Source organism: Clostridium sp. YIM B02569, assembly GCF_022320765.1.
In the GTDB taxonomy this organism is placed as follows: Bacteria; Bacillota; Clostridia; order Clostridiales; family Clostridiaceae; genus Clostridium; species Clostridium beijerinckii.
Window position 1 is genome coordinate 87099 of sequence record NZ_JAKJJX010000018.1, and the last position, 24770, is coordinate 111868.

General features: G+C 29.4%; 22 protein-coding genes, 1 tRNA gene, 1 pseudogene and 1 riboswitch. Of the genes and pseudogenes, 18 read left to right on the forward strand and 6 right to left on the reverse strand.

Going from position 1 to position 24770, the window contains the following annotated elements; translation table 11 throughout:
- Window positions 1-400: 400 nt before the first annotated feature.
- Window positions 401-2926, reverse strand: a complete 2526-nt coding sequence (locus L3B96_RS16810) for a helix-turn-helix domain-containing protein (RefSeq protein ID WP_238948144.1) — start codon at window positions 2924-2926, stop codon at window positions 401-403.
- A 317-nt stretch (window positions 2927-3243) separates the two neighbouring features.
- On the opposite strand from L3B96_RS16810, the gene L3B96_RS16815 reads away from it, so the two are divergent.
- The 3 genes from L3B96_RS16815 (at window position 3244) to L3B96_RS16825 (ending at window position 7015) form a co-directional block, all read left to right on the forward strand.
- Complete coding sequence (locus L3B96_RS16815; RefSeq protein ID WP_017209245.1) at window positions 3244-4179, forward strand: NAD(P)H-dependent oxidoreductase; 936 nt, start codon at window positions 3244-3246, stop codon at window positions 4177-4179.
- A 460-nt stretch (window positions 4180-4639) separates the two neighbouring features.
- Window positions 4640-4723, forward strand: a riboswitch (cyclic di-GMP riboswitch).
- A gap of 125 nt (window positions 4724-4848) precedes the next feature.
- Window positions 4849-6570 (forward strand): methyl-accepting chemotaxis protein, encoded by a 1722-nt coding sequence (locus L3B96_RS16820; protein ID WP_238899668.1) that lies wholly within the window; start codon window positions 4849-4851, stop codon window positions 6568-6570.
- 277 nt (window positions 6571-6847) lie between these two features.
- A complete protein-coding gene (locus L3B96_RS16825; protein ID WP_017209243.1) occupies window positions 6848-7015 on the forward strand; it encodes a hypothetical protein in 168 nt (55 codons plus the stop codon).
- Between the two features lie 207 nt (window positions 7016-7222).
- Here L3B96_RS16825 and L3B96_RS16830 read toward each other — a convergent pair whose 3' ends face one another.
- Window positions 7223-7363, reverse strand: coding sequence for a hypothetical protein (locus tag L3B96_RS16830; RefSeq protein WP_155715502.1), 141 nt, complete (start codon window positions 7361-7363; stop codon window positions 7223-7225).
- Window positions 7364-7654: 291 nt separating this feature from the next.
- On the opposite strand from L3B96_RS16830, the gene L3B96_RS16835 reads away from it, so the two are divergent.
- The 3 genes from L3B96_RS16835 to L3B96_RS16845 all read left to right on the forward strand — a co-directional run bounded on the left by L3B96_RS16835 (window position 7655) and on the right by L3B96_RS16845 (window position 8789).
- Complete coding sequence (locus tag L3B96_RS16835) at window positions 7655-7825, forward strand: Spo0E family sporulation regulatory protein-aspartic acid phosphatase (protein ID WP_238948145.1); 171 nt, start codon at window positions 7655-7657, stop codon at window positions 7823-7825.
- Between the two features lie 13 nt (window positions 7826-7838).
- Window positions 7839-7923, forward strand: a tRNA-Ser gene (locus tag L3B96_RS16840).
- A 248-nt stretch (window positions 7924-8171) separates the two neighbouring features.
- Window positions 8172-8789: a DUF5105 domain-containing protein gene (locus L3B96_RS16845; RefSeq protein ID WP_238948146.1), complete on the forward strand. Its 618-nt coding sequence runs from the start codon at window positions 8172-8174 to the stop codon at window positions 8787-8789.
- Between the two features lie 402 nt (window positions 8790-9191).
- Here the strand turns inward: L3B96_RS16845 and L3B96_RS16850 are convergent, their stop codons facing one another.
- A complete protein-coding gene (locus tag L3B96_RS16850; RefSeq protein WP_017209239.1) occupies window positions 9192-9509 on the reverse strand; it encodes a hypothetical protein in 318 nt (105 codons plus the stop codon).
- A 739-nt stretch (window positions 9510-10248) separates the two neighbouring features.
- On the opposite strand from L3B96_RS16850, the gene L3B96_RS16855 reads away from it, so the two are divergent.
- The 6 genes from L3B96_RS16855 to L3B96_RS16880 all read left to right on the forward strand — a co-directional run bounded on the left by L3B96_RS16855 (window position 10249) and on the right by L3B96_RS16880 (window position 17058).
- A complete protein-coding gene (locus L3B96_RS16855) occupies window positions 10249-10893 on the forward strand; it encodes a glycoside hydrolase family 11 protein (protein WP_238948147.1) in 645 nt (214 codons plus the stop codon).
- Window positions 10894-11176: 283 nt separating this feature from the next.
- Window positions 11177-12007, forward strand: a complete 831-nt coding sequence (locus L3B96_RS16860; RefSeq protein ID WP_077830270.1) for an SUMF1/EgtB/PvdO family nonheme iron enzyme — start codon at window positions 11177-11179, stop codon at window positions 12005-12007.
- 147 nt (window positions 12008-12154) lie between these two features.
- Window positions 12155-13042 (forward strand): fructose bisphosphate aldolase, encoded by an 888-nt coding sequence (locus tag L3B96_RS16865; RefSeq protein WP_238948148.1) that lies wholly within the window; start codon window positions 12155-12157, stop codon window positions 13040-13042.
- A 371-nt stretch (window positions 13043-13413) separates the two neighbouring features.
- Window positions 13414-14097, forward strand: coding sequence for a zinc metallopeptidase (locus L3B96_RS16870; protein WP_238948149.1), 684 nt, complete (start codon window positions 13414-13416; stop codon window positions 14095-14097).
- 90 nt (window positions 14098-14187) lie between these two features.
- Window positions 14188-16071, forward strand: a complete 1884-nt coding sequence (gene ftsH, locus L3B96_RS16875) for an ATP-dependent zinc metalloprotease FtsH (protein WP_238948150.1) — start codon at window positions 14188-14190, stop codon at window positions 16069-16071.
- 309 nt (window positions 16072-16380) lie between these two features.
- Window positions 16381-17058 (forward strand): cell wall-binding protein, encoded by a 678-nt coding sequence (locus L3B96_RS16880; protein WP_238948151.1) that lies wholly within the window; start codon window positions 16381-16383, stop codon window positions 17056-17058.
- A gap of 200 nt (window positions 17059-17258) precedes the next feature.
- On the opposite strand, the gene L3B96_RS16885 is transcribed toward L3B96_RS16880, so the two are convergent.
- Window positions 17259-17723, reverse strand: coding sequence for a redoxin domain-containing protein (locus L3B96_RS16885; RefSeq protein WP_238948152.1), 465 nt, complete (start codon window positions 17721-17723; stop codon window positions 17259-17261).
- Window positions 17724-17988: 265 nt separating this feature from the next.
- Here L3B96_RS16885 and L3B96_RS16890 point away from each other — a divergent pair, with 265 nt between their 5' ends.
- The 6 genes and pseudogenes from L3B96_RS16890 to L3B96_RS16915 all read left to right on the forward strand — a co-directional run bounded on the left by L3B96_RS16890 (window position 17989) and on the right by L3B96_RS16915 (window position 21961).
- Window positions 17989-18444, forward strand: coding sequence for a LytTR family DNA-binding domain-containing protein (locus L3B96_RS16890; protein WP_017209231.1), 456 nt, complete (start codon window positions 17989-17991; stop codon window positions 18442-18444).
- 2 nt (window positions 18445-18446) lie between these two features.
- Window positions 18447-19145: a LiaF domain-containing protein gene (locus L3B96_RS16895; protein ID WP_238948167.1), complete on the forward strand. Its 699-nt coding sequence runs from the start codon at window positions 18447-18449 to the stop codon at window positions 19143-19145.
- Between the two features lie 390 nt (window positions 19146-19535).
- Window positions 19536-20012, forward strand: a complete 477-nt coding sequence (locus tag L3B96_RS16900) for a DUF2975 domain-containing protein (protein ID WP_077830263.1) — start codon at window positions 19536-19538, stop codon at window positions 20010-20012.
- A 56-nt stretch (window positions 20013-20068) separates the two neighbouring features.
- Window positions 20069-20278, forward strand: a complete 210-nt coding sequence (locus L3B96_RS16905; protein WP_017209228.1) for a helix-turn-helix transcriptional regulator — start codon at window positions 20069-20071, stop codon at window positions 20276-20278.
- An 84-nt stretch (window positions 20279-20362) separates the two neighbouring features.
- A pseudogene (locus L3B96_RS16910) lies at window positions 20363-20581 on the forward strand (DUF2975 domain-containing protein); the annotation flags it as partial.
- A 33-nt stretch (window positions 20582-20614) separates the two neighbouring features.
- Window positions 20615-21961 (forward strand): radical SAM protein, encoded by a 1347-nt coding sequence (locus L3B96_RS16915; protein WP_077830262.1) that lies wholly within the window; start codon window positions 20615-20617, stop codon window positions 21959-21961.
- Window positions 21962-22743: 782 nt separating this feature from the next.
- Here the strand turns inward: L3B96_RS16915 and L3B96_RS16920 are convergent.
- Window positions 22744-23406, reverse strand: coding sequence for a response regulator transcription factor (locus L3B96_RS16920; RefSeq protein WP_238948153.1), 663 nt, complete (start codon window positions 23404-23406; stop codon window positions 22744-22746).
- A 31-nt stretch (window positions 23407-23437) separates the two neighbouring features.
- Complete coding sequence (locus L3B96_RS16925) at window positions 23438-24592, reverse strand: sensor histidine kinase (RefSeq protein WP_077830259.1); 1155 nt, start codon at window positions 24590-24592, stop codon at window positions 23438-23440.
- Between the last annotated feature and the right edge of the window lie 178 nt (window positions 24593-24770).

A 24770-nucleotide genomic window follows, 5' to 3' on the forward strand; every position in this document is an offset into this window, starting at 1 on the left:
TTTTAAATAGAAAATAATTATACAACAATTTTTAAACGAAGATGGATGGCTAGTAACAGCAGTATATGAGTATTTGGAAAGTTCAATTTCCATGTTTGGTTATTCAAAGAATGATATTGCTGGTTCTTGTGAATTTCTTAGCTATGGCTCAAATGACGAATCTATTTGGGAATCAAAAATTTAAAACTTTGACCAGTAAGTACTTAATTAAGACTAGAATATAGAAAAGTAATTACTGAATAGGTAATTGTTCTAGATTAGAATATTATAAGAGATAAAGGAACAAAATCATAAATTAATCCTAAGTAGAATTAGATTTTTAATTCTACTTAGGATTTTTTGGTCATTAGGTTTATAAAACTACTTTTTAAGAGATGGGCGTCAATTAAAGGAAAAATGATTAATTAATATTTCTATAAATGGGCTTTAATTCTATTAATCGTACTTCATGTGGTTCTAGTTCGGCAGTTATTGTTAGTGAATTATGTTCAGTATTGATGATTTTCTTTTGAATTCTTGGTAGTGATACAGATTTTAGATAATCAATATCAGTCTTATTTTGTAATGGCAATCCACCTAATTCAAGCCATTTATCAAAAGAGCTTCCATAATTCTTATTAACGATAGTCTCAGTTAGCTCATAACAGATTTCAGAAAGATTTATAAATGGAAGAATTACTTTTAATATATTTGTTTTTGGAAATGGTGTATATCGATTAGTAAAAGTCATATCAAACACTTCACCTGCTGCATATAGTTTTGAATAGTGCTGGTAATTATATAAGATAATTTTAATCGAAGATCCATTTGTAGTTATAAAGAAACCATCACCTTTTTGAAGCAATATATCACCAAGATTATTAAGCATTTTAAAAACATAATAATGAGATTTTTTTATTCCGTTATAGGTGAAAACACCTTGTCCACCATGGTACAATTCGTTTTTCATTTTTACTTCCTCTGTAAAATCAGATAATTGCCAATAACCGAAACTTTCAAGATTATCATAATTTTCTAATATATTTTTTGCAATATAAGCTGATTTATAGGTGGTATCATTTATCAGTTCATTATTAGAAATCGAAGAATTCCACCCTATTAAGTATAGTTTTTCAGTTTTCCAATCCTTTTCTTTGATTCTTTTTCTAATACATTGAATATTTTCTTTTAAAGAATTTTCAGATTCTACATATACAAGATATTTTTGCATTTCTAAATGAAGTTTTTTCGAAAGAGTAGTAGAATCACCATCTGGAAAACTCATAGGATAAAAATGCATAGTTAAAAAATCTGGTATGCAGTTATTTGATTTGCAGAAATTCATAAAAGTGTCCATCCAGTCATTTGAACCTGCCAATGTGTTAGAGAAAACAGGTGAACTTCCAAAATTAATGCAAGGATCAATATTCTTTAATGAGGTAAATGTCTCTTTAAAAAGAATAAAAAAATCATTGCTATTTTCAAAGCCAAACATTTCTATTAAATCAGGCTCATTCCATAAGAAAAACGGCCAAGATTCAACTTCTTTTTTGCCATAGCGGGAAATTAAATGTTTGATAAGTTCTTCGATAATATAAGTCCACTTTTCTATGCTTTTAGGAAGGCTAATAATCGAGTTAATAAAAAACATTGTACGAGAAGGATCCAGTGCAAGTTGTTTTGGCATAAATGAAAGTTCCATAAAAGGTTTTAATTTAATTGAAAGAAGAAAATCTACTACTAAATCAATATAAGTAAAGCATAGTTCAGATTCACCATCTTCATTTTCAGAATAAAACATCATCTCATCATCGAATAATCCATGAAAACGGATATATCTAAATCCAATATCTTTTTGCATTTCACGGAGCATATCTTGATTTTCAGAAATTAAGATATGTTTTGCCTTTCCAATACAGATAAGAGTTTTAAATGTATGCTTTAACTGAACTCCCTTTATTGAAATATCAATTGGATTTACTTCACATATTGTAGTATGGTGTTTAGTCGCCTCTGGAATAATAACGTCATGTTTTAGATAATCTACTAAACGATTAAATGAAGTATTATGGCGTAAAGCAAAATAATTTACACTTTCCGTAATTTTCTTTTTTGTGCCAAGATCATATGCATCCATATTTTTTCGATATGAACTTGGAAGGCAGAAGTATTTGCTTTTGAATGAAGAAACAAAGGAACGTGTATTAGAAAAACCATTTTTTTCTGCAATATATTCAATTGTTAAGTTAGGATCAGTTAAATCTTTCATTGCATGAGAAAGTCTTATTTCTATTAGGTAATCACTAAAACTAATGCCTATAAAATCTTTAAATATCTTTGAAATATATGGCATAGATAGATAAAACTCATCTGATAAAGAATTCAGAGAAATTTTATTTCTATAATTTTCGCTTATATAATGTAATATATTTTTTATTCTCTCTGAATTTTTATTTATATCGGTAGAATTTGCAGAATCCTCCACTTTAAAAGTGCTAGTTAATATATATAACAATTCATAGATATATGATTTATTCAAAAGTTCAACATTCTCGTCTGGGTTAACATTAGATTTTACAATTAAGGCAAGAAGGCGCTTTAATCGTATAAATTTCTTTTTATCTGCTTCTATAGATGAATTGCAATCAAACCTATTTTGGGCAAAGCGAGAAATTTCAGGGTCCAATGCAGAAATATCAATTTTTAGTGATAATACTTCACATTTTTTCCCATATAAGGAATGTACATCAAACATATTTATAAGAATAAGATCGTCTTCATGTAAAGTATATTGCATATTACGACACTGAACTCGAACGCTGCCAGCTAATATATATATTAGCTCTATGCTTTTATGCCAATAGCGTTCTAGGTTTTCAATTGCTAGAACGGAAAATTCCATGGGAGACGAGGTTTTAAAAGTTATAAGTTCCTGATTTATATTCATAAAATACCTCCATAAGAGATAATATATAAATTTTAACTCATCTAATATATGATGTGATAAATTTATAGCATTATCAAGAAAGGATTATAACATATAATAAAGCAAGATGAAAATGATTATGTAAAATTTTAATATTTTTACTGTTAAAATTTAATGAATGCTTGCGAAGTTATAATCTTTATTAAAAAATAAATAGAAATTTACAGTTAATAAAATATAATACCTAATTTTTTATATAATTGTTGAATGCTAAAATAGTAACGAATGATACGTTGTGTATAGATTTTACATTAACGCAATAATTGGAGGTATAAAACATGAAAATTTTAGGTATTTCAGGTGGAAGAAAAGATAGTAATAATGATGCTATGTGTAAAGAAGCTTTAATAGCAGCGAAGGAAATGGGGGCAGAAATCGAATTTGTTCGTTTATTGGATTTAGATATAAAACCTTGTACAGGCTGTACAGCTTGTGTTAACTCACTTATGACAGGAAAGGGAAATATGTGTGCCTTAAAAGATGACTTTGATTGGTTATTAGATAAGATGTTAGATGCAGATGGAATAATTTTTGCAAACCCTATTTTTTGTAAAGGTGCTCCAAGTGCATTTTTAACAATTAGGGATCGTTTTGGGCCAAGAATGGATAGAGGGAATAATGTTGTAGCTACTAAGATTGCAGAGGAAACAGGCGGTAAAGCTCCAGATCCAAGAATTCTAAAAGATAAGGTGGTTTCTTATATAGGAATTGGAGGTTCAGATTGGGTTACAGCATTCCAATGTGATTCAGGAATCCAAGCATTGACTCCTATGTGGAAAGTTATAAATAATGAAGTTTTTCCATGGTCAACTGCAATAATCGTAGATGATGAGAAAGTTTCAAAAGTCCATGAAATAGGAAAGAATCTTGCAGAAGCTGCAAAAGACATTGAAAATGCTTCTTATAAGGGTGAAGAAGGCGTATGTCCACATTGCCATAGTAGAAATTTCTTCTTAGATAGAGAATCTACACATGCTGTCTGCTGCCTATGTGGTATTGAAGGTGAAGTTAAGATAGTTGAAGGTAGAGTAAGATTTGAATTTCCAGAAGAACAATTAAGCCACGCTCATGATACATTGTCAGGAAAGTTTATTCATGCTGATGATATTAAAAAGACAGTTGAAACAACTATGAATTTAAGGAAATCAGAAGAGTATAAGAAGCGTTTAGAAAATTATAAAAATTTTATTACATCAATTAAGCCAGAAAAATAGGTGGAATATTATTTTATAAAATAGGAGCGAAATGAGTAGCTTTAGAATAAAAATATCATTTTATTCGAATTAATATTCTGTCCACGACTAAAAAGATTTTTATTATCATGGAAAAATTAGAGGTTAGTGCTGTTAAATTAAAATAGTATTAGCCTTTTAAATATTTATATATAATCTATTTTGAACTTTCAATAATAACGAAATATTCATATTAATTAAAGCCCCAGAATTTAGGTGGTTATTTTGGCTTAATGAATTTATTAAGTGCTAGAACAGAGTAAAGTTTTATTGTTATAATGATAAGAGAGGTTTAATTAAGGACATCTAAAACGAGTATGTTTAAATGGCAACTTAGGATATTATTGGAATGAAATTCGACAATTTATATTAAGAATCATTGATTTTCTTACATGAATATGATAATATTTCTATATATTAGGTAAGTGTATTTATAAAAAATAGAACAATTGGAAGCGATGAAAAATTCTCTATATCTGGGCGCTTTGAGAATTTGGAGCTAGTTGTGCAACCGACCAATTAAAACTTAGTAATACATAAATATATTAAGTTTTTGTTGGTTTTTTATTTTTAATTAATCATTCTAATAAATATATTGTAATAATGAAATTATATTTAAGATTCTAGTATGAAGATAAGGGGGACAATAAAATGACGTGGCTTAATAATTTAAAGGTAGGTAAAAAATTAACTTTACTTATAATTTGCTCTTTAGTAGGATTATTTGCAGTGGGAATAACCGGTTACTATTTTTTACAAACGTCTAGTAAAAGTATGGAGGTCATGTATAGTGAAAGACTGCTATCAAGTGAATGGCTTAGTGAGTCTAGAGTACATGCAAGGGCCATTTCAGCTGACATTTTTAGAATTATGGTAACTACTGATAAAAATGAAAATAGTAATTTAACAAAAGATATAAATGCTCGTGCCGAAGAATTTAACAATTATATGGCTCTTTATAAAAAATTGAAATTAGATGATTTTGAGGCTGATAAGATCAGTAAGATTGATAGTAATTTAGCTAAATATAGGGAGGGGAGAAAAGTAGCACTAGATTTAGCTGGTGAAAACAAAAATCAAGAAGCCTACGAATACTATGAGAAGAACGTTGAATCATATGCTGATACTTTCTTAGCTGATTTAGTTGAACTTGGAGAACATAATAGACAAATTGCTGAAAAAATAAACTCTCAGGATAAAACAAATTTAAAAATTGCAACAGTAACATTTTTAAGCATTGTAATTATAGCTTCAATTCTAATAATTTTATTGGGAATATTAATAACAAAACGTATCACAAAGAGATTAAATGATTTTGTAGTATTTATAGGTGCTTTATCCCAAGGTGATTTTTCTATAGAGATAAAAGAAGATAATCTTAAGGATAAGAGTGAATTTGGTGTTGTAACTAATGCTTTAGATAAGATGACCAAAAACATTATTGAACTAATAAAACAATTAGGAAATACATCTGAGCAGTTAGTATTATCATCTGAAGAGCTTACAGCAAGTGCTGAGCAATCAGCAGATGCATCAAATCTAGTTGCATCCGCAGTAACAACAATGGCACATGGAGCAGATGAGCAATTTTCTTTTGCTAATAGTACAAACAAAGTGGTTGAAAACATATCTAATAAGATAAATGTAGTATCTGAAAATACAAAATCTGTTTCATCTTTAACAGATAAGGCAAAAATATCAGCAAATGCTGGTGAAGATGCTGTAGAGAAGGCAATGAATCAAATGGAAATAATAGAGAAAAAGACTAGTGAAACATCGCTTATTATAAGCGAGCTTGAAGAGAAATCAGTGAAAATTGGACAAATACTTGATACAATCCAAGGTATATCAGAGCAAACAAATCTTCTAGCATTAAATGCGGCAATAGAATCTGCAAGGGCTGGGGAAGCAGGAAAAGGTTTTAGTGTAGTAGCGGAAGAAATTAGAAAGTTAGCAGAACAATCACAAGAGGCAACTAAAGAAATAGCTGGAATTATTAATGATGTGCAAAATAAAACCAATAGTGCAGTTGCTGTTATGAATGAAAACTCAAAAGAAGTTAAAACAGGAGCAGATGTCGTTGATGTTGCAGGAATAAGTTTTAAGGAAATCCTTCAAATGATAATAGAAATATCTAGTCAGATTCATGAAATATCAGATTCTATCACTGAAGTAACTGTTGGAACTAAAGAATCTGTTGATTCAGTAAATAATATTAAAAACATAAGTAGTAATATAGCTGATGAGACTCAAACAATATCGGCAGCTGCTGAGGAACAATTAGCATCTGTTGAGGAGATAGCTTCATCTAGTAAACTTCTATCTCAAATGTCTGAAGAGTTAAGAAGGATTATAGCTAAGTTTAAAATATAGTTATTTAAAAAATACTTATTTATAAGAGAAATAATGCTGATATATATCGAAGATGTATAAACTAGGAATGTGATAAGGAATCAATTTAAATATAAAATTTAAATAATCTAATGATTATAGTTAATTTATTTTTTAAAGTAATTCAATATTCTAAATGCTGATTCTAAATAATCTAGGCACTTACGTATAACTTGTAAGTGTCTATTTTATTGCAGTTTTTATACTAGAGTATATTAATCATACAAAAGAAAACAATAAAAATGGAGGTGATACAAGTATGAAGAATTTAACCGACAAGGAAAAAGTATATTATGAAAAACATTTAAGACAAGATATAGCAGCAGAATTTGAAGAAGAAAAAGATTCGGGAAATCAACCAGAAAATCCAGGCAGATATCATTTTACCCAAGATTACAATTACCCAATATCATCAAGAAAAAGATAGATGCTAGGATATCTATTAATTGTAAATAAGAAAATATACATTTGTAGTATTACATTAAATTAGAGGTAATGCTTTTTATTATTAAATATAGCTAGTAAAATAAATGTTTCTGTATTTAACTAAGACAAAATTCTAAATTATAGAGGGATTTATTTTGGAAGGAAAAAGCGTTTAGAATTATTCTAAGCGCTTTTTTTGGCATCCTAATCATAGTATTTTATGGTGCTTTATAGATTCATTGAACTTTAAATTAATATTTATTTGTCTTATAATCTCTGGCACGTTTACTAATATAGTAAGTATGGCGCCAACTATATAAAATATTTCATTTTCATTATTTGGCATCATAAACACCTCATTTACTTTTAATATATTAGATACACTTAAGAAATGTTAAACAATATATACAGAGAACAATAGAAAATTAGGTTATAAAACAGATGTGGAGTTATTAATCCAGAAATATATAACTTTCATGCGTTCATAATATTAAGTAATTACATTTGAAGTTCTGAGGTTATACATAGAATATATGTAAATAATATGAATATTTTAGCTAAAACATATTTATGTAACAAGTGATACATGAATTTTACTATTTAAGGGTTATACTAATAAAAAAGTAAAGGGGGTAAATATTTGGAATATTTAAAAGAAAAAGAGATGATGATTAGTAGAATGAGGCAAGCCTTATGCAAAATTATGAGCGATGAAGAAAATTTATTAGATTGGGAGGTGATTAGTGCTTGTAGAAGATTAAATTTTGCACTGAATGAGTACAATGAATTGCTAAGGAGAACAATTAAATAATATACTCTTATATGGAAAATTGTCAGAGTGGTTTAATGGGCTGGCTTACTAAGCTAGTGAGCGTAAAAGCTCCACAGGTTCGAGTCCTGTATTTTCCAACAACTTATATTATAGTTTGTAATATATGCTTATAGCGAAATGTGAATAAAGCAATTGAGGCGATCTAGTTAAGAAGTTCTAGTTTGCCTCTTTATTATTTAACTTAACCGGTTACATATATCCCCAAGTATTGAATTAATATGAAATAAATGTTGAAATTAATTGGAAAATATAATAAAATATTAACCATGTAGTAATTAATGTATTGCTATATGAAATTAAATACTATATTTTAGGGGGAATAATAATGAAAAAAATCAAAAGAATTTCTACCATATTGTTAGCTGTTATGATGTTAACAATAATGCTAGTAGGTTGCGGAACAAAAGCAACTCCAGAAGAAAGTGCTAAAATATTTTTAGATCTACTTTTAAAAGATGATAAAACTAATATGGACAAGATAGGGATGAAGGAAGAAGATTATACTGAATTTAGAAGTAGCTTTGATGATGGAATGATGATGGCCCTTGGAAACTCAGGTTTAGATGAAAGCATTCTAACAGATGATATAAAAAATTCTTTTAAGAAAGATATTATTACAGGATTAACTAAAGTGGAATATGAAGTGGTTTCTGCATCAACAGATAAGGACACATCAAAAGTTCAAGTTAAAATAAAAGGGTTTGATATGAAGAAAATCACTGAAAATGGCCAAAGTGAAATAATGAAAAAAGTTACTGAAAACCCTTCAATGACTAAACAACAAATATATACAGAAGCTTTTAAGCTTATAGGGGGCAGTATGGCTTCTGGAATATTAAAAGAAGAACCACAGACAGTAACAATAACATTAACTAAAAAAGGCGGTGCTTGGTTACCGGGTGAAGATGATGTTGTAACATTAATGAAGGCAATTGCCCAATAGAGTAAAACAAAAAGCAGTAGTTAGAAGAAATTTTTCTACTGCTTTATTTATTTCTTAAAATTTATAAATAAATGTGATAAAATGTAGTTGTGAAAGTTGAATTATCTTCAATTTTTACTTTAGATCCCATTAAGTGCAGTCATTAACTTGACTGCATTTTTTTATTCTTTAGGAAATTATAATGCAATTAAATTTGTGGATAACTTTATAGTAGTATATTTTACTATGGTTAATACTATAAAAGAATAAAAAAATAGATCATATTCGCCTGCATAAAATGTTCTTTTTTGAGTAAATACATTTAAAAGCAGTAGATCAAAAAGTTTAACTGCTGCTTTTGGTTTTGAAATTATATTGCTGCTATTGTGTAAAAAATTTAAAGTATATGAATTGGGAAAGTTTTTAGGAGAAAGTAACAGGAGTATTCCCAAAAATTATAACTGAATAGCCATAGTTAAAAGGTTTGAGAGTTTGTTCGTTTGATTGAGAATCTAGCCTTGTAAGTTCTCTCATGTATTGATTATTATCAATGACGAAAATAATAACTCTGCCATTAGGGTCATTAATTCTAGCCGTCACAGGAGAACCTATTGGTAGATTAATATCTCGTACATTATAAATACCTTGACTTAAACTTATGGGAGCAGCACTGGTATTTTGAGCTAAATTAGTAAATGACAATAATAAAAATATAAAAAACACTATAGTAGATTTTTTCATAAGATATTTCCCCTTCCATAGTACATTTAAAGCAAAATTTACTAGTGAAATAAGTTCCTTTGAAGGATCTGAATTAAGTAATTTACTTAATAGAATTAATCATTTTAATATATTCCAACATTAGTTATGCGTAATTCATAAAAAAGTATTCAATTACTCATTAGTTTGGATAATAATTAATCACCTATATGTGAATTTATAAATAATAATAAAGCTCAAAGGACTTATATCATTTCTTTGAGCTTTATTTATAGTGATTGCAGATTATGTTGAATTTTTAGTCTTTTTAGATTTTATTAGGCTATTTCGATTTAGATATGAATATTTCTGCAATAAATTATTAGATTTTAATGAACTTTTCTTATATTGTGCTGATTTATGTAAGCCATAAACAGAAATGTGTATATAAATTTATATAAAATACATAATTTATTATATTTCCTATTAAATGTAAAATGGATAAAATAAGTATGTAACCGATTTAAACTAATTTTAAAATTATTCTAATAACTCTAAGTTCTTTTCAGAAAATTAATTTTATTATTATTAAATCTTAAGTAACTTATTAACAGAATATCATTGGGGTAAACACTGAAAATGTCAGCACATTATAAAAAAGTGAAAGTGAGTGATTAAAAGAAACGGTAATATTCAAGTAGTATACAGGAAAGTAGAAGAAATAAAACTATTTTATGGTGTAATGTAACTTAAAGGTTATAATCAAAAGGGGGAAATGAAAATGAAAAAAAGAGGATTAAAATTATTTTTAGCGTCATTAATGTGTTGCACTCTTGCACTTTCTGTTGTAAACGTAAACGCATATGCAGCAGCAACAGACTATTGGCAAAATTGGACAGACGGTGGTGGAACAGTAAACGCAGTTAATGGATCTGGCGGTAATTATAGCGTTAATTGGAGTAACTGCGGCAACTTTGTTGTTGGTAAAGGCTGGAATGCTGGATCATACACTAGAGTAATAAACTATAATGCTGGTCAATTTGCACCTTCAGGTAATGGTTATTTATCATTATATGGATGGACAAGGAACTCACTTATAGAATATTACGTTGTTGATGACTGGGGAACTTATAGACCGACTGGAAATTACAAGGGTACTGTAACTAGTGATGGAGGCACATACGATATATATACTGCTACTAGAACTAATGCACCTTCTATCGATGGAGTTACAACTTTCCAACAGTTCTGGAGTGTTAGACAATCTAAGAGATCAATTGGTACTAATAATACCATTACTATGAAAAATCACGCTGATGCATGGGGAAGTAAAGGAATGACTTTAGGTTCTAGTTGGGCTTATCAGATGATAGCAACAGAAGGATATCAAAGTAGTGGAAGTGCTAATGTAACAGTATGGGAATAGATTGTCTAGAAATATGAAGATGATTTATACTTAAGTGATTTGAAATTATTAAAAAATTTTTACTCATTTTTAAGGCTGATTAGAATTATAGTTAGCAGATTTATAGATTGAAAATACTTACCTGTATATTGCTTAAATATTACCTTTAAGGCTTGATTAATAAGTCTTAATATTTCAGGGGTCGTTTCTCGAAAGATGAACGGCCTTAAACATTCAGTTAGTAAAATTAACTTTGAGATATTATTTCACATAAATTTTATATGAATTTGAAGGAGGTATATTAATGAGAAAATTATTAATATTTCTTTTAATGATAATAATGGTTTTTGTCAGTGCTTGTTCTAAAGAAATAAGTGATAATCTTGTATTGGTCAAAGGTGGAGATTTTGTAAATACAAAGTCAAACTATTATGGAAAAAACATAAAGTTATCGGATTTTTATATAGGTAAGTATGAAGTTACTCAAAAGGAGTGGAGTGAAATCATGGGAAGTAATCCATCACAATTTAAAGGTAATAACTTACCTGTAGAAATGGTGAGCTGGTATGATTCTATTGAATACTGCAATAAAAGGAGTCTAAAAGAGGGGCTGAAGCCGTATTACAATATAGACAAAGATAAAAAGGATCCTGATAATAAAAATAATAATGATGATATAAAATGGATAATAATGATTAATGAAGGAGCTAATGGTTATCGCTTGCCAACAGAGGAAGAATGGGAATATGCTGCAAGTGGAGGTCAGATGAGTAAGAATTATATATACAGTGGAAGCAACAATGCAGATGAAGTAGCTTGGTATTGTAGAAATGCTGGAGATAAGTATTTAACAGGGAATTGGAATTGGCCTGAAATACAAAATAATAATAACAAAACAAAATCTATAGGTATGAAGAAACCGAACGAATTAGGACTATATGATATGTCTGGCAATGTAAGAGAATGGTGTTGGGACTGGTATAAAGGTTTGGATATTAGCAGCGTATCTGTGAAAGTAACTAAAGGCGGAGGCTGGATTGGCGATGTTACTTGTGGAGAGGCAGCGTTTAGAGGAAAGTATGATGCAAGTGGCAAGGCTCCAGATCAAGGTTTTCGAGTGTGTCGAAGTAAGTAAGAGATAAGAGCTATAGCTAAAAATGATAATTATTAGAGATGTACTTAAATTTATGATATTAGCAAACGCATAATTAATAGAGAAAGACACTATAATAAAAAGTAAGACATGATTCTAATCTAAGATAAAGAGAAGGAGGAGAATTAGATGAATGAAAATCAAATGAACCGAATACATACAGGTAAAGGGTTTATTGCAGCTTTAGATCAAAGTGGTGGCAGTACTCCAAAAGCGTTACTTGAGTATGGGATTAAAGAAAACAGTTATTCTAATGAGGATGAAATGTTTGGATTAGTACATGAAATGAGAAAACGCATAATAAAGAGTCCGGCATTTACGTTAGAATATATTTTGGGTGCTATATTATTTGAAGATACAATGTATCGTACTATTGACAATCAATATACACCTGATTATCTTTGGAAGGAAAAAAATATTGTCCCTTTCTTAAAGGTTGATAAAGGCTTAACTGAAATTGAAAATGGTGTCCAACTCATGAAACCAATAAGTAATTTAGATGACCTTTTAAAACAGGCAGTAGAAAAAAATATTTTTGGAACAAAAATGCGCTCAGTTATTAAGGAAGCAAATGCTAAAGGAATTAAAATGTTAGTTAATCAGCAATTTGAAATTGGTAAACAGATTGTAGAAGCAGGTCTTGTTCCTATTATTGAGCCAGAAGTTGACATCCATAGCACTGATAAGGAAGAATCTGAAAAACTTTTAAAACTTGAAATTTTAGAGCAATTATCAGAACTTGATGAAGAAACAAAAGTGATGCTTAAACTTTCAATACCAACTCAAGATAATTTCTACATTGATTTAATAGATGATCCACATGTTGTCAGAGTAGTAGCTTTATCAGGTGGTTATAGTCAAGCAGAAGCAAACGAAAGACTCGGACGTAATCATGGATTAATTGCCAGTTTTTCAAGAGCTTTATCTCAAGGGCTCACTGCTCAGCAAACTGAAGAAGAATTTAATGGAACAATATCAAAATCAATTAAGGAAATCTATGAGGCATCAATAAAATAATTTAATAATATATATTGTGATTAATTAGTTTTATAAAACTATGTGACTATTTATTGAGGAGTGAACTCTTTCTCTAGTGCCAAAATAATTAGTTACATTTATAAAATGTCGGAATGTAGTGAAAATTAAAACAAAATAGAAATTTGTGAATTAATATGTATTGACACCATATAATAAGGTATGATATACTTCATATAACTTAGGGGAGTAGCTTATAAGCTATAGAGCCAACAACCGGCAATTAAAAATGCCTGGTTCTATACTCCAAATGGAAAGCAAGACCTTTGATACGATTTAGTTGTTACTGAATCAGATCAAAGGTCTTTTTTGTTTAATTAAAACCATGAAATAAATATATTGGAGGGATAAACATGGACATTTATTATATTATTTTAGTTTTACCGGCATTGGCTTTTTCGCTTTATTGTCAATTTAAAGTAAAAGGAACCTTTGACAAGTATAGCAATTATGGTAATGCTAGAGGATTGACTGGTGGAGATGTTGCAAGGAGAATTCTTGATAGAAATGGACTTTATGATATAGCTGTAGTTCCGATAGCAGGTAGTTTAACAGATCACTATGATCCTGGAAAAAAGGTAGTAAGATTATCTGAATCCGTATATTACAGCAATTCTGTTGCAGCCATAGGTGTTGCAGCTCATGAAACAGGACATGCAATACAACATAAAGTACAATATGCACCACTTTCTTTAAGAAGTGGGCTTGTACCAATTGCAAATATAGGTTCAATGGCAGGACCATATATGGCGATTTTTGGATTAATATTTCAAATTCCTTTGCTTGCACAACTAGGTATAGTGTTTTTTACTGGTGCGGTAGCATTTTATTTTGTAACTCTACCAGTAGAATTTAATGCAAGCAAAAGAGCAATATCAGAGTTGGAATCACAAGGGATACTTAGTTTCAATGAAATGGCGCCTGCAAAAAAGGTGCTAAATGCAGCAGCTATGACTTATGTTGCTTCTGCAATAACTGCTGTTGCAAATTTACTTCACCTTGTATTTTTATTCATGGGAAGCAGTGATAGAGAATAATAGGTTATCCGGCATGGATCGTATTAAAGTCATACAATACAGGCCATTTAGTTAAGGCTGTAATTTGTTAATATTAAAGGAGGAACGTTAATGTTTAAAAATAGAAAAGGGTCGCCTAATAAAAATGGATTACCCAATAAAAAGGAGTTACCGAAATACATTATAGCAGCGCTTATAATTACATTAGTAATAAATATAGTTATAAATTTGATTTCTCAGTCAAATCATAAACAAATTGATTATAGTGAATTTCTTACAATGGTAAATAATAAACAAGTAGAATCAGTTGAGATTTATAGTGACAAGCTTGTTATAACACCAAAAAGTGATGAGGATGCTTCAGCTATAAATAAAAAATTATATTATACTGGCAACTTAGATTATCCCCAACTTGTAGACAAACTATATAATGCAGATGTAAAGTTTACTACCCCCGTAAAAAATACTCAGTCTCCAATTATCGGTTTTATACTTTCGTGGATTATACCTTTTGCTATATTCTATATGTTAGGTAATTGGTTTATGAAGTCTTTAAGTAATAAAATTGGGGGAGGCGGAGGAGGATTTATGTCCGTCGGAAAAAGCAATGCTAAGGTATATGTTGAAAAGGCTACAGGAGTATCTTTTAAAGATGTAGCAGGTCAGGAAGAAGCTAAAGAATCTCTTAAGGAGATAGTTGACTTTCTTCACAAACCTGAAAGATATACGAAGATAGGAGCTAAGCTGCCTAAGGGCGCACTTTTAGTAGGACCTCCAGGTACAGGTAAGACATTACTTGCAAAAGCCGTAGCAGGAGAAGCAAAGGTTCCATTTTTCTCACTTTCTGGGTCAGGTTTTGTAGAGATGTTTGTAGGTGTTGGAGCTTCAAGAGTCAGGGATTTATTTGCTCAAGCTGAAAAGCAAGCACCATGTATTATTTTTATTGATGAAATTGATGCAATAGGTAAGAGTAGAGAAGGTAATATAAGTGGAAATGATGAAAGAGAACAGACCTTAAATCAGTTACTTGCTGAAATGGATGGCTTCGATTCTTCAAAGGGAGTTGTTATTCTTGCAGCCACTAATAGACCAGAAGTCCTTGATAAAGCGCTATTAAGACCTGGACGTTTTGATCGTAGAGTTATAGTAGATAAACCAGATCTTAAAGGAAGAGAAAATATATTAAAGGTTCACTCCAAGAATATAATAATGGATGAAAGTGTTAATTTAAAAGAGATAGCACTTGCTACTGCTGGTGCTGTTGGAGCTGATCTTGCAAACATGGTTAATGAAGCTGCTTTAAGAGCAGTAAGAATGGGTAGAGATACAGTTAGGCAGGATGATTTATTTGAGGCAGTCGAAACTGTAATTGCAGGTAAAGAGAAAAAGGATAGAGTAATGACTGAGAATGAGAAAAGCCTTGTTGCATTTCACGAAGTTGGACATGCATTAGCTTCAGCGCTTCAGAAAAAGACTCAGCCAGTTCATAAGATTACCATTGTTCCAAGAACAATGGGAGCACTTGGATATACTATGCAGATGCCAGAGGAAGAAAAGTACCTTATGTCTAAAGATGAATTGCTAGAACAGATAGTTGTTCTACTTGCAGGAAGAGCAGCTGAAGATCTTGTGTTTAATGAAATAACTACAGGTGCTTCAAATGATATTGAAAGAGCTACTAGTATTGCAAGACAAATGGTAACAATGTATGGAATGTCAGAAAAATTTGGTATGATAGGACTTGAATCAATTCAAAACAGATATCTTGATGGCAGACCAGTAAGAAATTGTTCAGATGAAATATCTGCTGAAGTTGATCGTGAGGTTATGAATATAATCAATGAATCCTACGAAAAGGCAAAAAATCTTTTAAAGGCTAATATGGAGGCTTTGGGTAAAATATCATCGCATCTTATTTTCAAAGAAACCATAATGGGTGATGAATTTATGAAAATTCTAAACTCAATTCAAATAGATGAGCCAGTTAATGTTTAAAATTAAGAAAGTTTCCTGATAAAAATTTTTATGATACTCAAAAAATAAATATTCTTCAGAATATTAGAGTATATATTCTGAAGAATACTAGAATATATATTCTAAACCATATATATTCTTAAGAATATGCTGGAATAATGCCAATCTTAGAGAAAGGTATGTGAAATTAAAGCAAGGTGATAATAATTATTTAATAACCAGCTTAAGCTCATAAATTTCATTCAATGTTCATAAAATATGATTAGTAATATTTTATAAATATAATAAATAACATAAAATCATGTTATGAATAAATATGGGGGAAATAAAATGAGAAAGTTAATATCTGGTGCTTTAGTGATAATTTCAGTATTAGTTTTAAGTCCAACTGGAGCTAGTGCTGAATGGAGACAAGATAATAATGGCTGGTGGTATTCAGAAGGAAATTCATATGCTAAGGGATGGAGAGACATTAATGGAAAGACGTATTATTTTGATTCAAATGGATATATGAAAACAGGATGGGTGCAAGATAATTATTATGATACTTGGCATTATTTTTATCAAGATGGAGCTATGGCACATGGTACTGTAGTTGATGGATATGAATTAGATGAAGATGGAATTTGGATTAAACCATCTAAAGAAGCTGAGGAAGCAAGAAATTTAATATTAAAAGAAGACAGTAATTATATTTCAAAAATGAATGATGCTTATGGAGCTAGGCTGACCAAAAGATATCTTGAAGGGAATATTAAAAAGTTCATAGCCAGCGATAAATGGAATCTACCAGTAGAGGATGTATATGTGTTTAGCCTTACAGGCTCTCATGATTCAGAATTCTGTGGATACATGGTTGGGAAGACAAGTGAAAATGTATATTGCGTACCACATCAAGGAGGACTTTCAATATACCAAATAAAGAATAATGAAATAGTAAAGACTTATAAGTGGCTTGATAGCTATGGATATGATGGTAACTGGCGTGATTTAGACAAAGATAAATAATTTTAAGTAAAGTTGATTTTTTCATTAAAGAGTTTATAGATATATTTGTATTATGAAAATCCAAGGTTCATCAGCCTTGGATTTTTAAGTGTGTACAATTTTATAATTCATGCTTAAAGAATATGCTAAAGAATAATACATAAATGCAATTACAACATTACTAAATCATAGGCAAGTCATTTAATAATTCCATTAATATGTTATTGGTTATTAGATAAAATCTGTAAAACTTCATTTATATCTGGAAGTTGTTCTGATGGATAAGCTTTTATCCATTGAACTTTACCATCTTCATTTATGATTATGTTGGCACGCGCTGATATTCCCTTAGTTTCATCAAATATTCCATAGTCACAAGCTATTTTACCATGAGGCCAAAAATCTGATGGAAGACTAACATTCTTAATTTGGAGAACGGTTGCCCATGCTTCTTTACAAGGCTGAGAATCTACACTGAATCCAAGTGGAACAGTGTTGAGATTTTGAAATTTCTCAAAATTAGTTTCTAATGCTCGCATTTGATCTGTACATACTGGTGTCCAAGCTAGAGGATGCCAGGAAAGAAGTACTTTTTTTCCTTTAAAATCAGATAACTTTATATCCTGTTTTTTATTATCCTTTGCTTTAAAATCTGGTGCATCTGCACCCATTGTAATTGGAGTCATTATAATCTTCCTTTCTCTTTAAATTCTCTTAATATAGAATTCCCTAAACAATAATTTTTATGAAAATTAAGAAGAAAAGGTATAAAAGAGTTATTTTCTCTAAAGATTATTCTAGATAAATAATAAGTGAAGCTTTAGAAAAATCAAAGACCATGCACAAAGTATATAAAAATATACCACTTACAAGTGATAACTAACCACTTACTGCTATCGTGTTTACAACGTAAAAGTCAGCCAATATAATAAAGATGTGGGGAGTGAAAATATGAAAATACGGGTTGAACTTGATAATGAAATTAAAGAAAATGAAGTTATTATTAAATGTAATGAATTAAATGAAGAGGTTAGAAATATCCAAATTGTGCTTGGTGAGCTGCTGTCACAAAAAAAGCATATAACCTTTTACAAAGGAGAAACAGAGTATTATCTTTCACTGGAAGAAATTTTGTTTTTTGAAACTGAAGAAAGCGGTATTTGTGCACATACCATTAATAATATATATAACGTAAAGTATAAGCTATATGAACTCGAGGAATTATTGCCAGGATATTTTATGAGAGTTTCAAAATCAACAATACTAAATACAAATCATATTTACTCCATAACAAAAAGCATATCATCATCAAGCAGAGTTGAATTTCAAAATACTCACAAACAGGTGTATGTTTCAAGATATTATTACAAGCCATTAAAAATTAAATTATTAGAAAAGAGGAAATAATGATGAAAAAAGAAAGAGTCTTCTGGGGAATTTTATTTATACTAGCAGGTATTTTTATGGTTATAAGTAAACTTGGATACTTCCCAGATATAAATGCATTTAGTTTAATATTAACAGTTTTTTTAGTAGTAGTCATTGCGAAAAGTATACCTCATCTTAACTTTTCAGGTATTCTATTTCCAATTGCATTTATTTGTATAATCTATGCTAGACAATTAGGAATTACAGCTATTACTCCTTGGACTGTGCTTATAGCAGCGCTATTTGGTAGCATAGGCCTTTCCATGATTTTTCATAAACATGTTAATTGGATTCATCATAATCATGTTCATGAGGATTATAAATTCGAAAAAATTGACATAGAAGATGAAGGTAATATTATATTTAGAAATTCATTTGGAGCTTGTATTAAATATATAAATACAAATGAATTTGAACAAGCTGATCTTAACTGTTCATTTGGAGCTATGAAGGTGTATTTTGACAATGCAGTTATGAGCAGCGAAAATGCTATAGTAAGAGTTAATGCTTCTTTTTCAGGAGTAGAGTTATATATACCAAGAACTTGGAAGGTTGATAATAAGACTAATGTATTTTTAGGTTCTGTTGATGAAAAAAATAGAAACAATGAGAGATCGACAAATACATTAACGTTAGTTGGAGATGTTAGTTTTTCAGGAGTAGAAATAATTTATATATAAATAAGAAGATGTTAAGAAAAAGTGCTAAATATCATGAGATATAGCACTTTTTTTGTTTAGGAACTACCCATGAAGGCAAAGCATTCACGAATGATGTAGTTCTTTTTTGTGCTCAGATATGGCCATTAGGCTTTTTAATCTCGTTTTTGAATTAACATTCAAAACTTGCTTTTCGCATACAAAAACTGCATTTCATTTACAAATATTCAGTTGTCAATTACAAACATTGCATTTAGATTTACAAAATGGCATTTCGTTTTACAATTGAGTTGATGATCCGGTCTTTTTTTGCTTAAAAACAAATAAATAATGAAAATTAATAAAAATTTATTGAAAAACGATAAATGATGTGATATCTTATATATATAATTTAAAAGTGAGGTGCTTTTTATGAAACGATATTCAACGATTTTTTTAAAGATAGCTGTTATTCTTATCGGAGTTCCAGTTCTTGCTTTATGTATATTTGGGGCAATTCGATTGACTAATAATCCAATAAATCCAGACTATGCAAATATGATATATCCAATTTTAGCAGGTATGCTTGTATCAGTTGTGCCGTTCTTTGCTGCATTGTATCAGACTTTAAAGCTTTTAGGGTATATTGATAAAAACATAGCGTTTTCTGAGTTATCTGTAAAGGCTTTAAAGAATATAAAATACTGTGCAGTTATAATATCTGCATTATATGTGGTGGTAATTCCATTTGTTTACTTGTTAGCAGAGAAAGACGATGCTCCAGGTTTAATAATAATTGGAATGATACCTATCTTTGCTTCATTGGTAATCGCAGTTTTCTCTGCTGTTCTTCAAAGGCTCTTAAAAGAAGCCATAGACATAAAATCAGAAAATGATTTAACAGTGTAAGGCGTAAAGATTAATAATCTTAATGTACAGAATGAAGAATACAGGAGGAAAATAATATGGCGATTATAATTAATATTGATGTTATGCTAGCTAAAAGGAAAATGAGTGTGACCGAGCTTACTGAGAAAGTTGGAATAACAATGGCAAATCTTTCTATACTCAAAAATGGCAAGGCAAAAGCTATTAGATTTTCAACTTTAGAGGCAATATGCAAAGCCTTAGATTGTCAGCCAGGTGATATTTTAGAATTTAGAAATGATATATAAAGATTAAAAGTGAGATACAAATAGTAATGATTTTTATATAAAAGATAAGGAATACAGGAGTTTTTTTTATGAAACGAAGTCTTATCAGAATTATCTATAAAGGCTTTAAAGAATATAAGATACTGTGGAATTACAATCAGTGTTTTATATGTGATATCCATGCCACTCTTATTTCTCATGGCAGATGGAGACGATGCCCTAGGAATAATACTATTTGCATTATTAGTCATTTTTTCCACTAGTATGAGTGCAGTCTTTGCTAATATTTTTGAAAAAAGATGTCATAGCAATAGAATCAGTTAAATGTTAAGTGAATTTTAGTTAAGGAGGCAATATATGAAGATTAAATTAATTCAACCTGCAATGCTACCAAGGCCCATGGATACAAAATTAAAGACCAGAATGTCTCCTTCATTAGCTCTACTCACAATAGCAAATCTTACACCTAAAGAACATGAGATTATTATTGAAAATGAAAATGTTGATACGATAGATTTTGATGAAAATGTTGATTTAGTTGCTATAACTGTTACTGTAGATGTTATGAATAGGGCAGTAGAAATATCAAAGGAATTCCAAAAGCGTGGGGTAAAAGTAATTGCAGGAGGTATACATATAACAGCAGATCCAGAAGGAGCTGTAAATAGCTTTGATGCAATCATTATAGGAATGGCTGAGAGGGTTTGGGAGAAAGTTCTTAAGGATACAGAAAATAATTCAATAAAAAAAATATATTATGATATGGAAAATATTAATGGAAACGAAATAGTATCTCCTGATTATAGTATGATAGATAATAAGAAATATTTATATACTAATATAATTAGTACAAGCAGGGGATGTCCTTTTAAATGTGATTTTTGCTATAATAGCTGCACTAATTCCATTAAAACTTATATTAATAGGCCCATAGAAGATGTAATTAAAGACATTAAAGTACTAAAAACAAAACATATTATGTTTATTGATGATAATTTTATTGGAAATCCTAAATGGACTAAGGAATTATTAAAAGAAATAAAACCTCTAAAGTTGAAATGGAATGCAGCAGTTACATCTAATATAGTGGATATGCGTGATCTATTAGATGAGATGAAAGAATCAGGGTGCCAAAGCCTTTTTATAGGGTTTGAAAGTATAAATAGTAAGTCAATAGAAAGCGTACATAAGGTTCAAAATAGTGTAAGCAGATATGAGAAGCTTATAGATGAGATTCATAAAAGAGGAATAATGATAAATGCAAGCTTTGTTTTTGGATTAGATGAAGATGATGCATCAATATTTAAGAGCACATTAGAGTGGATAGTTAAAAATAAAATAGAAACAGTAACTTCTCATATAATGACTCCTTATCCTGGCACAAAGTTATACTCATCATTATTAAAGAAAAATAGAATAGTAGATTATAATTTATCTAATTATAATACTTCGCATGTTGTATACAAACCAAAGAATATGACAGCAGAAGAATTATATAATGGCTATCTATGGATATATAAAGAAGTATATACGTTTAAGAATATAATAAAGAGACTTCCTAAATCTAAAAAACAATGGATTCCATTTTTAGCTTTTAATTTACTTTATAGGAAGTTTGGAAAGCTAACTGAGTTGGTATGTAATATTGTTTCCTTTGAAGTTATAGGAAGGCTTTCCAGATGGGTTGCTTATAGGATAAAGTAATTGGTAGATGAGTATATGGATGAAATTAATGCCTGACATTGTTAGGCATTATAAAAGTGCCATTTATAGTAAAAGCCAATTTGATTATTTAACTAAGCATAAATTTAGCTTAAATAAATTACTTATTAATTGGTTTTAAAATAAATTTTAATATTTTTTTCCACCAAAGAGATAGAGCACCTAATAAAGTGATGATGAGAAACATTACTATATTGTATATGACATCTATATTTTGAATATTTGAGATTGATTCAAACAATCCAAGTCGTATTAAGTGTAGGATTATAATTGTAAGATATGTTAACGTGTAAATTACTCGAAATATTTTTTTTACTGAGTATAATACTTTTCTCATTCTTTTATTTTTTCTTAATTTCACAAAAACGGTGGTTAACACCACTGTGTATGCAAAAGCCATAGCACACATCACATACATCATTTTGTGTTCATTAGAGTTTGTATAAATTAGCAGAATATAGCTATTCAGTCCAATAACACCAACATACAGTATATCCCACAGAATTAATACCTTTTTTAAAATTACAAATCTATCAGTAAACCTTACTATTGACTCTTGTAATTTTACAATCCAATTCATATTTATATCACTCCAATCCAACTACTTTTATTCTTCACAGCAAATAAAGATAAGTATGCCGCCACAATTGAATATTTAGAAAAAATATATTTTATTAGCTAACGTTCTTTTACTTAAATGAAGGATTTTATAATTGAAATGCTACATAAGGATTGCCATTTCAATAGTAAGCTTAATAATTATATTATACATCTATTTGATTAATAAATAGCGCTAGTTCAGTTCTGTTAGTTAGCTCTAACTTCTCAAATATTTTTGTTAAATAGTTCTTAACAGTACCTTCAGTTAGAAATAGTATACGGCAAATATCTTTATTACTCTTACCTTGAGCAACTAGCTTGGCAACATCTCTCTCTCTTTGGGTAAGTGTTTTTAATTTACTTTCTTGTTCATTTGATTGGATTGGAGTTTGCTCAGTAGTACACATTGAATTAAAAGCTGCAACTATTTTTTTTGTTACTTCAGGATTAAGAAGTATATTTCCATTGTAGGCTGTTTTTATTGCTTTGATTATTTCATCAGAACCAGCATCTTTTAATATATATCCATCTGCACCGTTTCTAATTCCATCAAATATGTACTCATCTTCATTAAAAGTAGTTAATATTATTACTTTTATATTTGTATATTTTTCTTTAATGATTTTAGTAGCTTTAACTCCATCCATTACTGGCATTCTGACATCCATAAGAATTACATCTGGGAGTATGCCGTTATCTAGAATTTCAAGTAAATGGCGACCGTTCTCGGCTTCTTCTATAACATTTACTTTATCATCTAAGCTTAGGATCATTTTAATTCCTTCGCGTATTATTTTTTGGTCATCGACTAAAATAACATTTATCATATCTTATATTTACCTCATTTCATTTATATGTTTATATGGGAATAGATGCTCTTATGCCAAAGCCTAAATTATTATGGCTAAAATAATAGGTGCTACCGCCTAAAGAATTTATTCTATTGTCAATTCCTTTTAATCCATTTGATTTAAGAATATTATTACATCCTACTCCGTTATCTGTAATAATAAGTTCTACGTTTTTATTGGATGTTTTTATTTTTATATCTATTTCTGTTGAATTTCCATGCTTTAGACTATTAGTTACGGATTCCTGTATGGTTTTATATAATGAAGTTTTAATAATTCCACTCAAATTATTAATGCTCTCGTCTTTTATGTAAGAAATTTTTAAATTGCTAACTAAGTAAAAATTTCTTATTAGTTTCTCTATTGAACTGTTTAAATCCATAATTTCACTTTCGGAGTTAAGTAAAGTAACGACTTTTCTAAGATTATTAATACTACCTTTTGCTATCTTTTCAGACTGTGATAATACTTCCTCAACTTTTTGTGGTTTTGTAGTACAAATTTTTTTGGCAAACTCTAGATGCATGGTGAGAGCCATTAGTGAATGGCCTAATGAATCATGAAGTTCTTGCGCTACCCGTGTCCTTTCATTTGAAATGGTAACTTCTTCTATTCTAGAAGCATATTCTTGAAGTTTTATGTTAGCTAATTTTAATTTTTCATTTAGATGTTTTATTTCGTCCTTTTCTATTGCAAGTATTTTGTGGTTGTATAACATTCCAGATGTACCAAAGTAAGATAATAAATTAATACCTAAGTTTAAGTATATATTTCCATGGCTAGAATAAATTTCACCGTTTGATATAGTGATTAAAAAATATATTAACCAGTGTGTAGGTAAAAAAAACTTTAATAGTTTTTTTTCTAACTGAAAAATTTCAAACAATAAACTATACATACAAATAGTGCTTCTAATTCCGGGTATAGAATGTTGTAAGACTGCTGTAGCTAAAATACTAGTTAGCATAGATATTAAGTTATATTTACTTTGATTTTTTAATTTAAAAGTTCTTATATAATCATTAATTATTACTATAGAAGTAATACCAAATAGTAAAAGCATAATGAAAATAGAACTATAATATTTGAAATAAATACTAATAAATATTGATAATAACAAAATTAACTTTGAAATTATAATACTCTTTCTGAAATTTTCCATTTAATTAACAACACCTACTTTGCTATAAGTATTCTTTTTATATTATAGCATTATTCTTATATAAAAATATGTTACTAAAGTAATATACATTTTGGTGGCTAAAGTAACTATTATTAAAAGTAGTTTATCAATAAAATTTAACTATGAATAATTTTCCACAATATATGAGGTGACTAAT

What these genes read in the sequence shown, in the direction of transcription:
- L3B96_RS16810 (WP_238948144.1), bottom strand. Translation starts at nt 2,926, where the DNA reads ATGAATATAAATCAGGAACTTATAACTTTTAAAACCTCGTCTCCCATG.
- L3B96_RS16815 (WP_017209245.1), top strand. Translation starts at nt 3,244, where the DNA reads ATGAAAATTTTAGGTATTTCAGGTGGAAGAAAAGATAGTAATAATGAT.
- L3B96_RS16820 (WP_238899668.1), top strand. Translation starts at nt 4,849, where the DNA reads ATGACGTGGCTTAATAATTTAAAGGTAGGTAAAAAATTAACTTTACTT.
- L3B96_RS16825 (WP_017209243.1), top strand. Translation starts at nt 6,848, where the DNA reads ATGAAGAATTTAACCGACAAGGAAAAAGTATATTATGAAAAACATTTA.
- L3B96_RS16830 (WP_155715502.1), bottom strand. Translation starts at nt 7,363, where the DNA reads ATGATGCCAAATAATGAAAATGAAATATTTTATATAGTTGGCGCCATA.
- L3B96_RS16845 (WP_238948146.1), top strand. Translation starts at nt 8,172, where the DNA reads ATGAAAAAAATCAAAAGAATTTCTACCATATTGTTAGCTGTTATGATG.
- L3B96_RS16850 (WP_017209239.1), bottom strand. Translation starts at nt 9,509, where the DNA reads ATGAAAAAATCTACTATAGTGTTTTTTATATTTTTATTATTGTCATTT.
- L3B96_RS16855 (WP_238948147.1), top strand. Translation starts at nt 10,249, where the DNA reads ATGAAAAAAAGAGGATTAAAATTATTTTTAGCGTCATTAATGTGTTGC.
- L3B96_RS16860 (WP_077830270.1), top strand. Translation starts at nt 11,177, where the DNA reads ATGAGAAAATTATTAATATTTCTTTTAATGATAATAATGGTTTTTGTC.
- L3B96_RS16865 (WP_238948148.1), top strand. Translation starts at nt 12,155, where the DNA reads ATGAATGAAAATCAAATGAACCGAATACATACAGGTAAAGGGTTTATT.
- L3B96_RS16870 (WP_238948149.1), top strand. Translation starts at nt 13,414, where the DNA reads ATGGACATTTATTATATTATTTTAGTTTTACCGGCATTGGCTTTTTCG.
- ftsH (WP_238948150.1), top strand. Translation starts at nt 14,188, where the DNA reads ATGTTTAAAAATAGAAAAGGGTCGCCTAATAAAAATGGATTACCCAAT.
- L3B96_RS16880 (WP_238948151.1), top strand. Translation starts at nt 16,381, where the DNA reads ATGAGAAAGTTAATATCTGGTGCTTTAGTGATAATTTCAGTATTAGTT.
- L3B96_RS16885 (WP_238948152.1), bottom strand. Translation starts at nt 17,723, where the DNA reads ATGACTCCAATTACAATGGGTGCAGATGCACCAGATTTTAAAGCAAAG.
- L3B96_RS16890 (WP_017209231.1), top strand. Translation starts at nt 17,989, where the DNA reads ATGAAAATACGGGTTGAACTTGATAATGAAATTAAAGAAAATGAAGTT.
- L3B96_RS16895 (WP_238948167.1), top strand. Translation starts at nt 18,447, where the DNA reads ATGAAAAAAGAAAGAGTCTTCTGGGGAATTTTATTTATACTAGCAGGT.
- L3B96_RS16900 (WP_077830263.1), top strand. Translation starts at nt 19,536, where the DNA reads ATGAAACGATATTCAACGATTTTTTTAAAGATAGCTGTTATTCTTATC.
- L3B96_RS16905 (WP_017209228.1), top strand. Translation starts at nt 20,069, where the DNA reads ATGGCGATTATAATTAATATTGATGTTATGCTAGCTAAAAGGAAAATG.
- L3B96_RS16915 (WP_077830262.1), top strand. Translation starts at nt 20,615, where the DNA reads ATGAAGATTAAATTAATTCAACCTGCAATGCTACCAAGGCCCATGGAT.
- L3B96_RS16920 (WP_238948153.1), bottom strand. Translation starts at nt 23,406, where the DNA reads ATGATAAATGTTATTTTAGTCGATGACCAAAAAATAATACGCGAAGGA.
- L3B96_RS16925 (WP_077830259.1), bottom strand. Translation starts at nt 24,592, where the DNA reads ATGGAAAATTTCAGAAAGAGTATTATAATTTCAAAGTTAATTTTGTTA.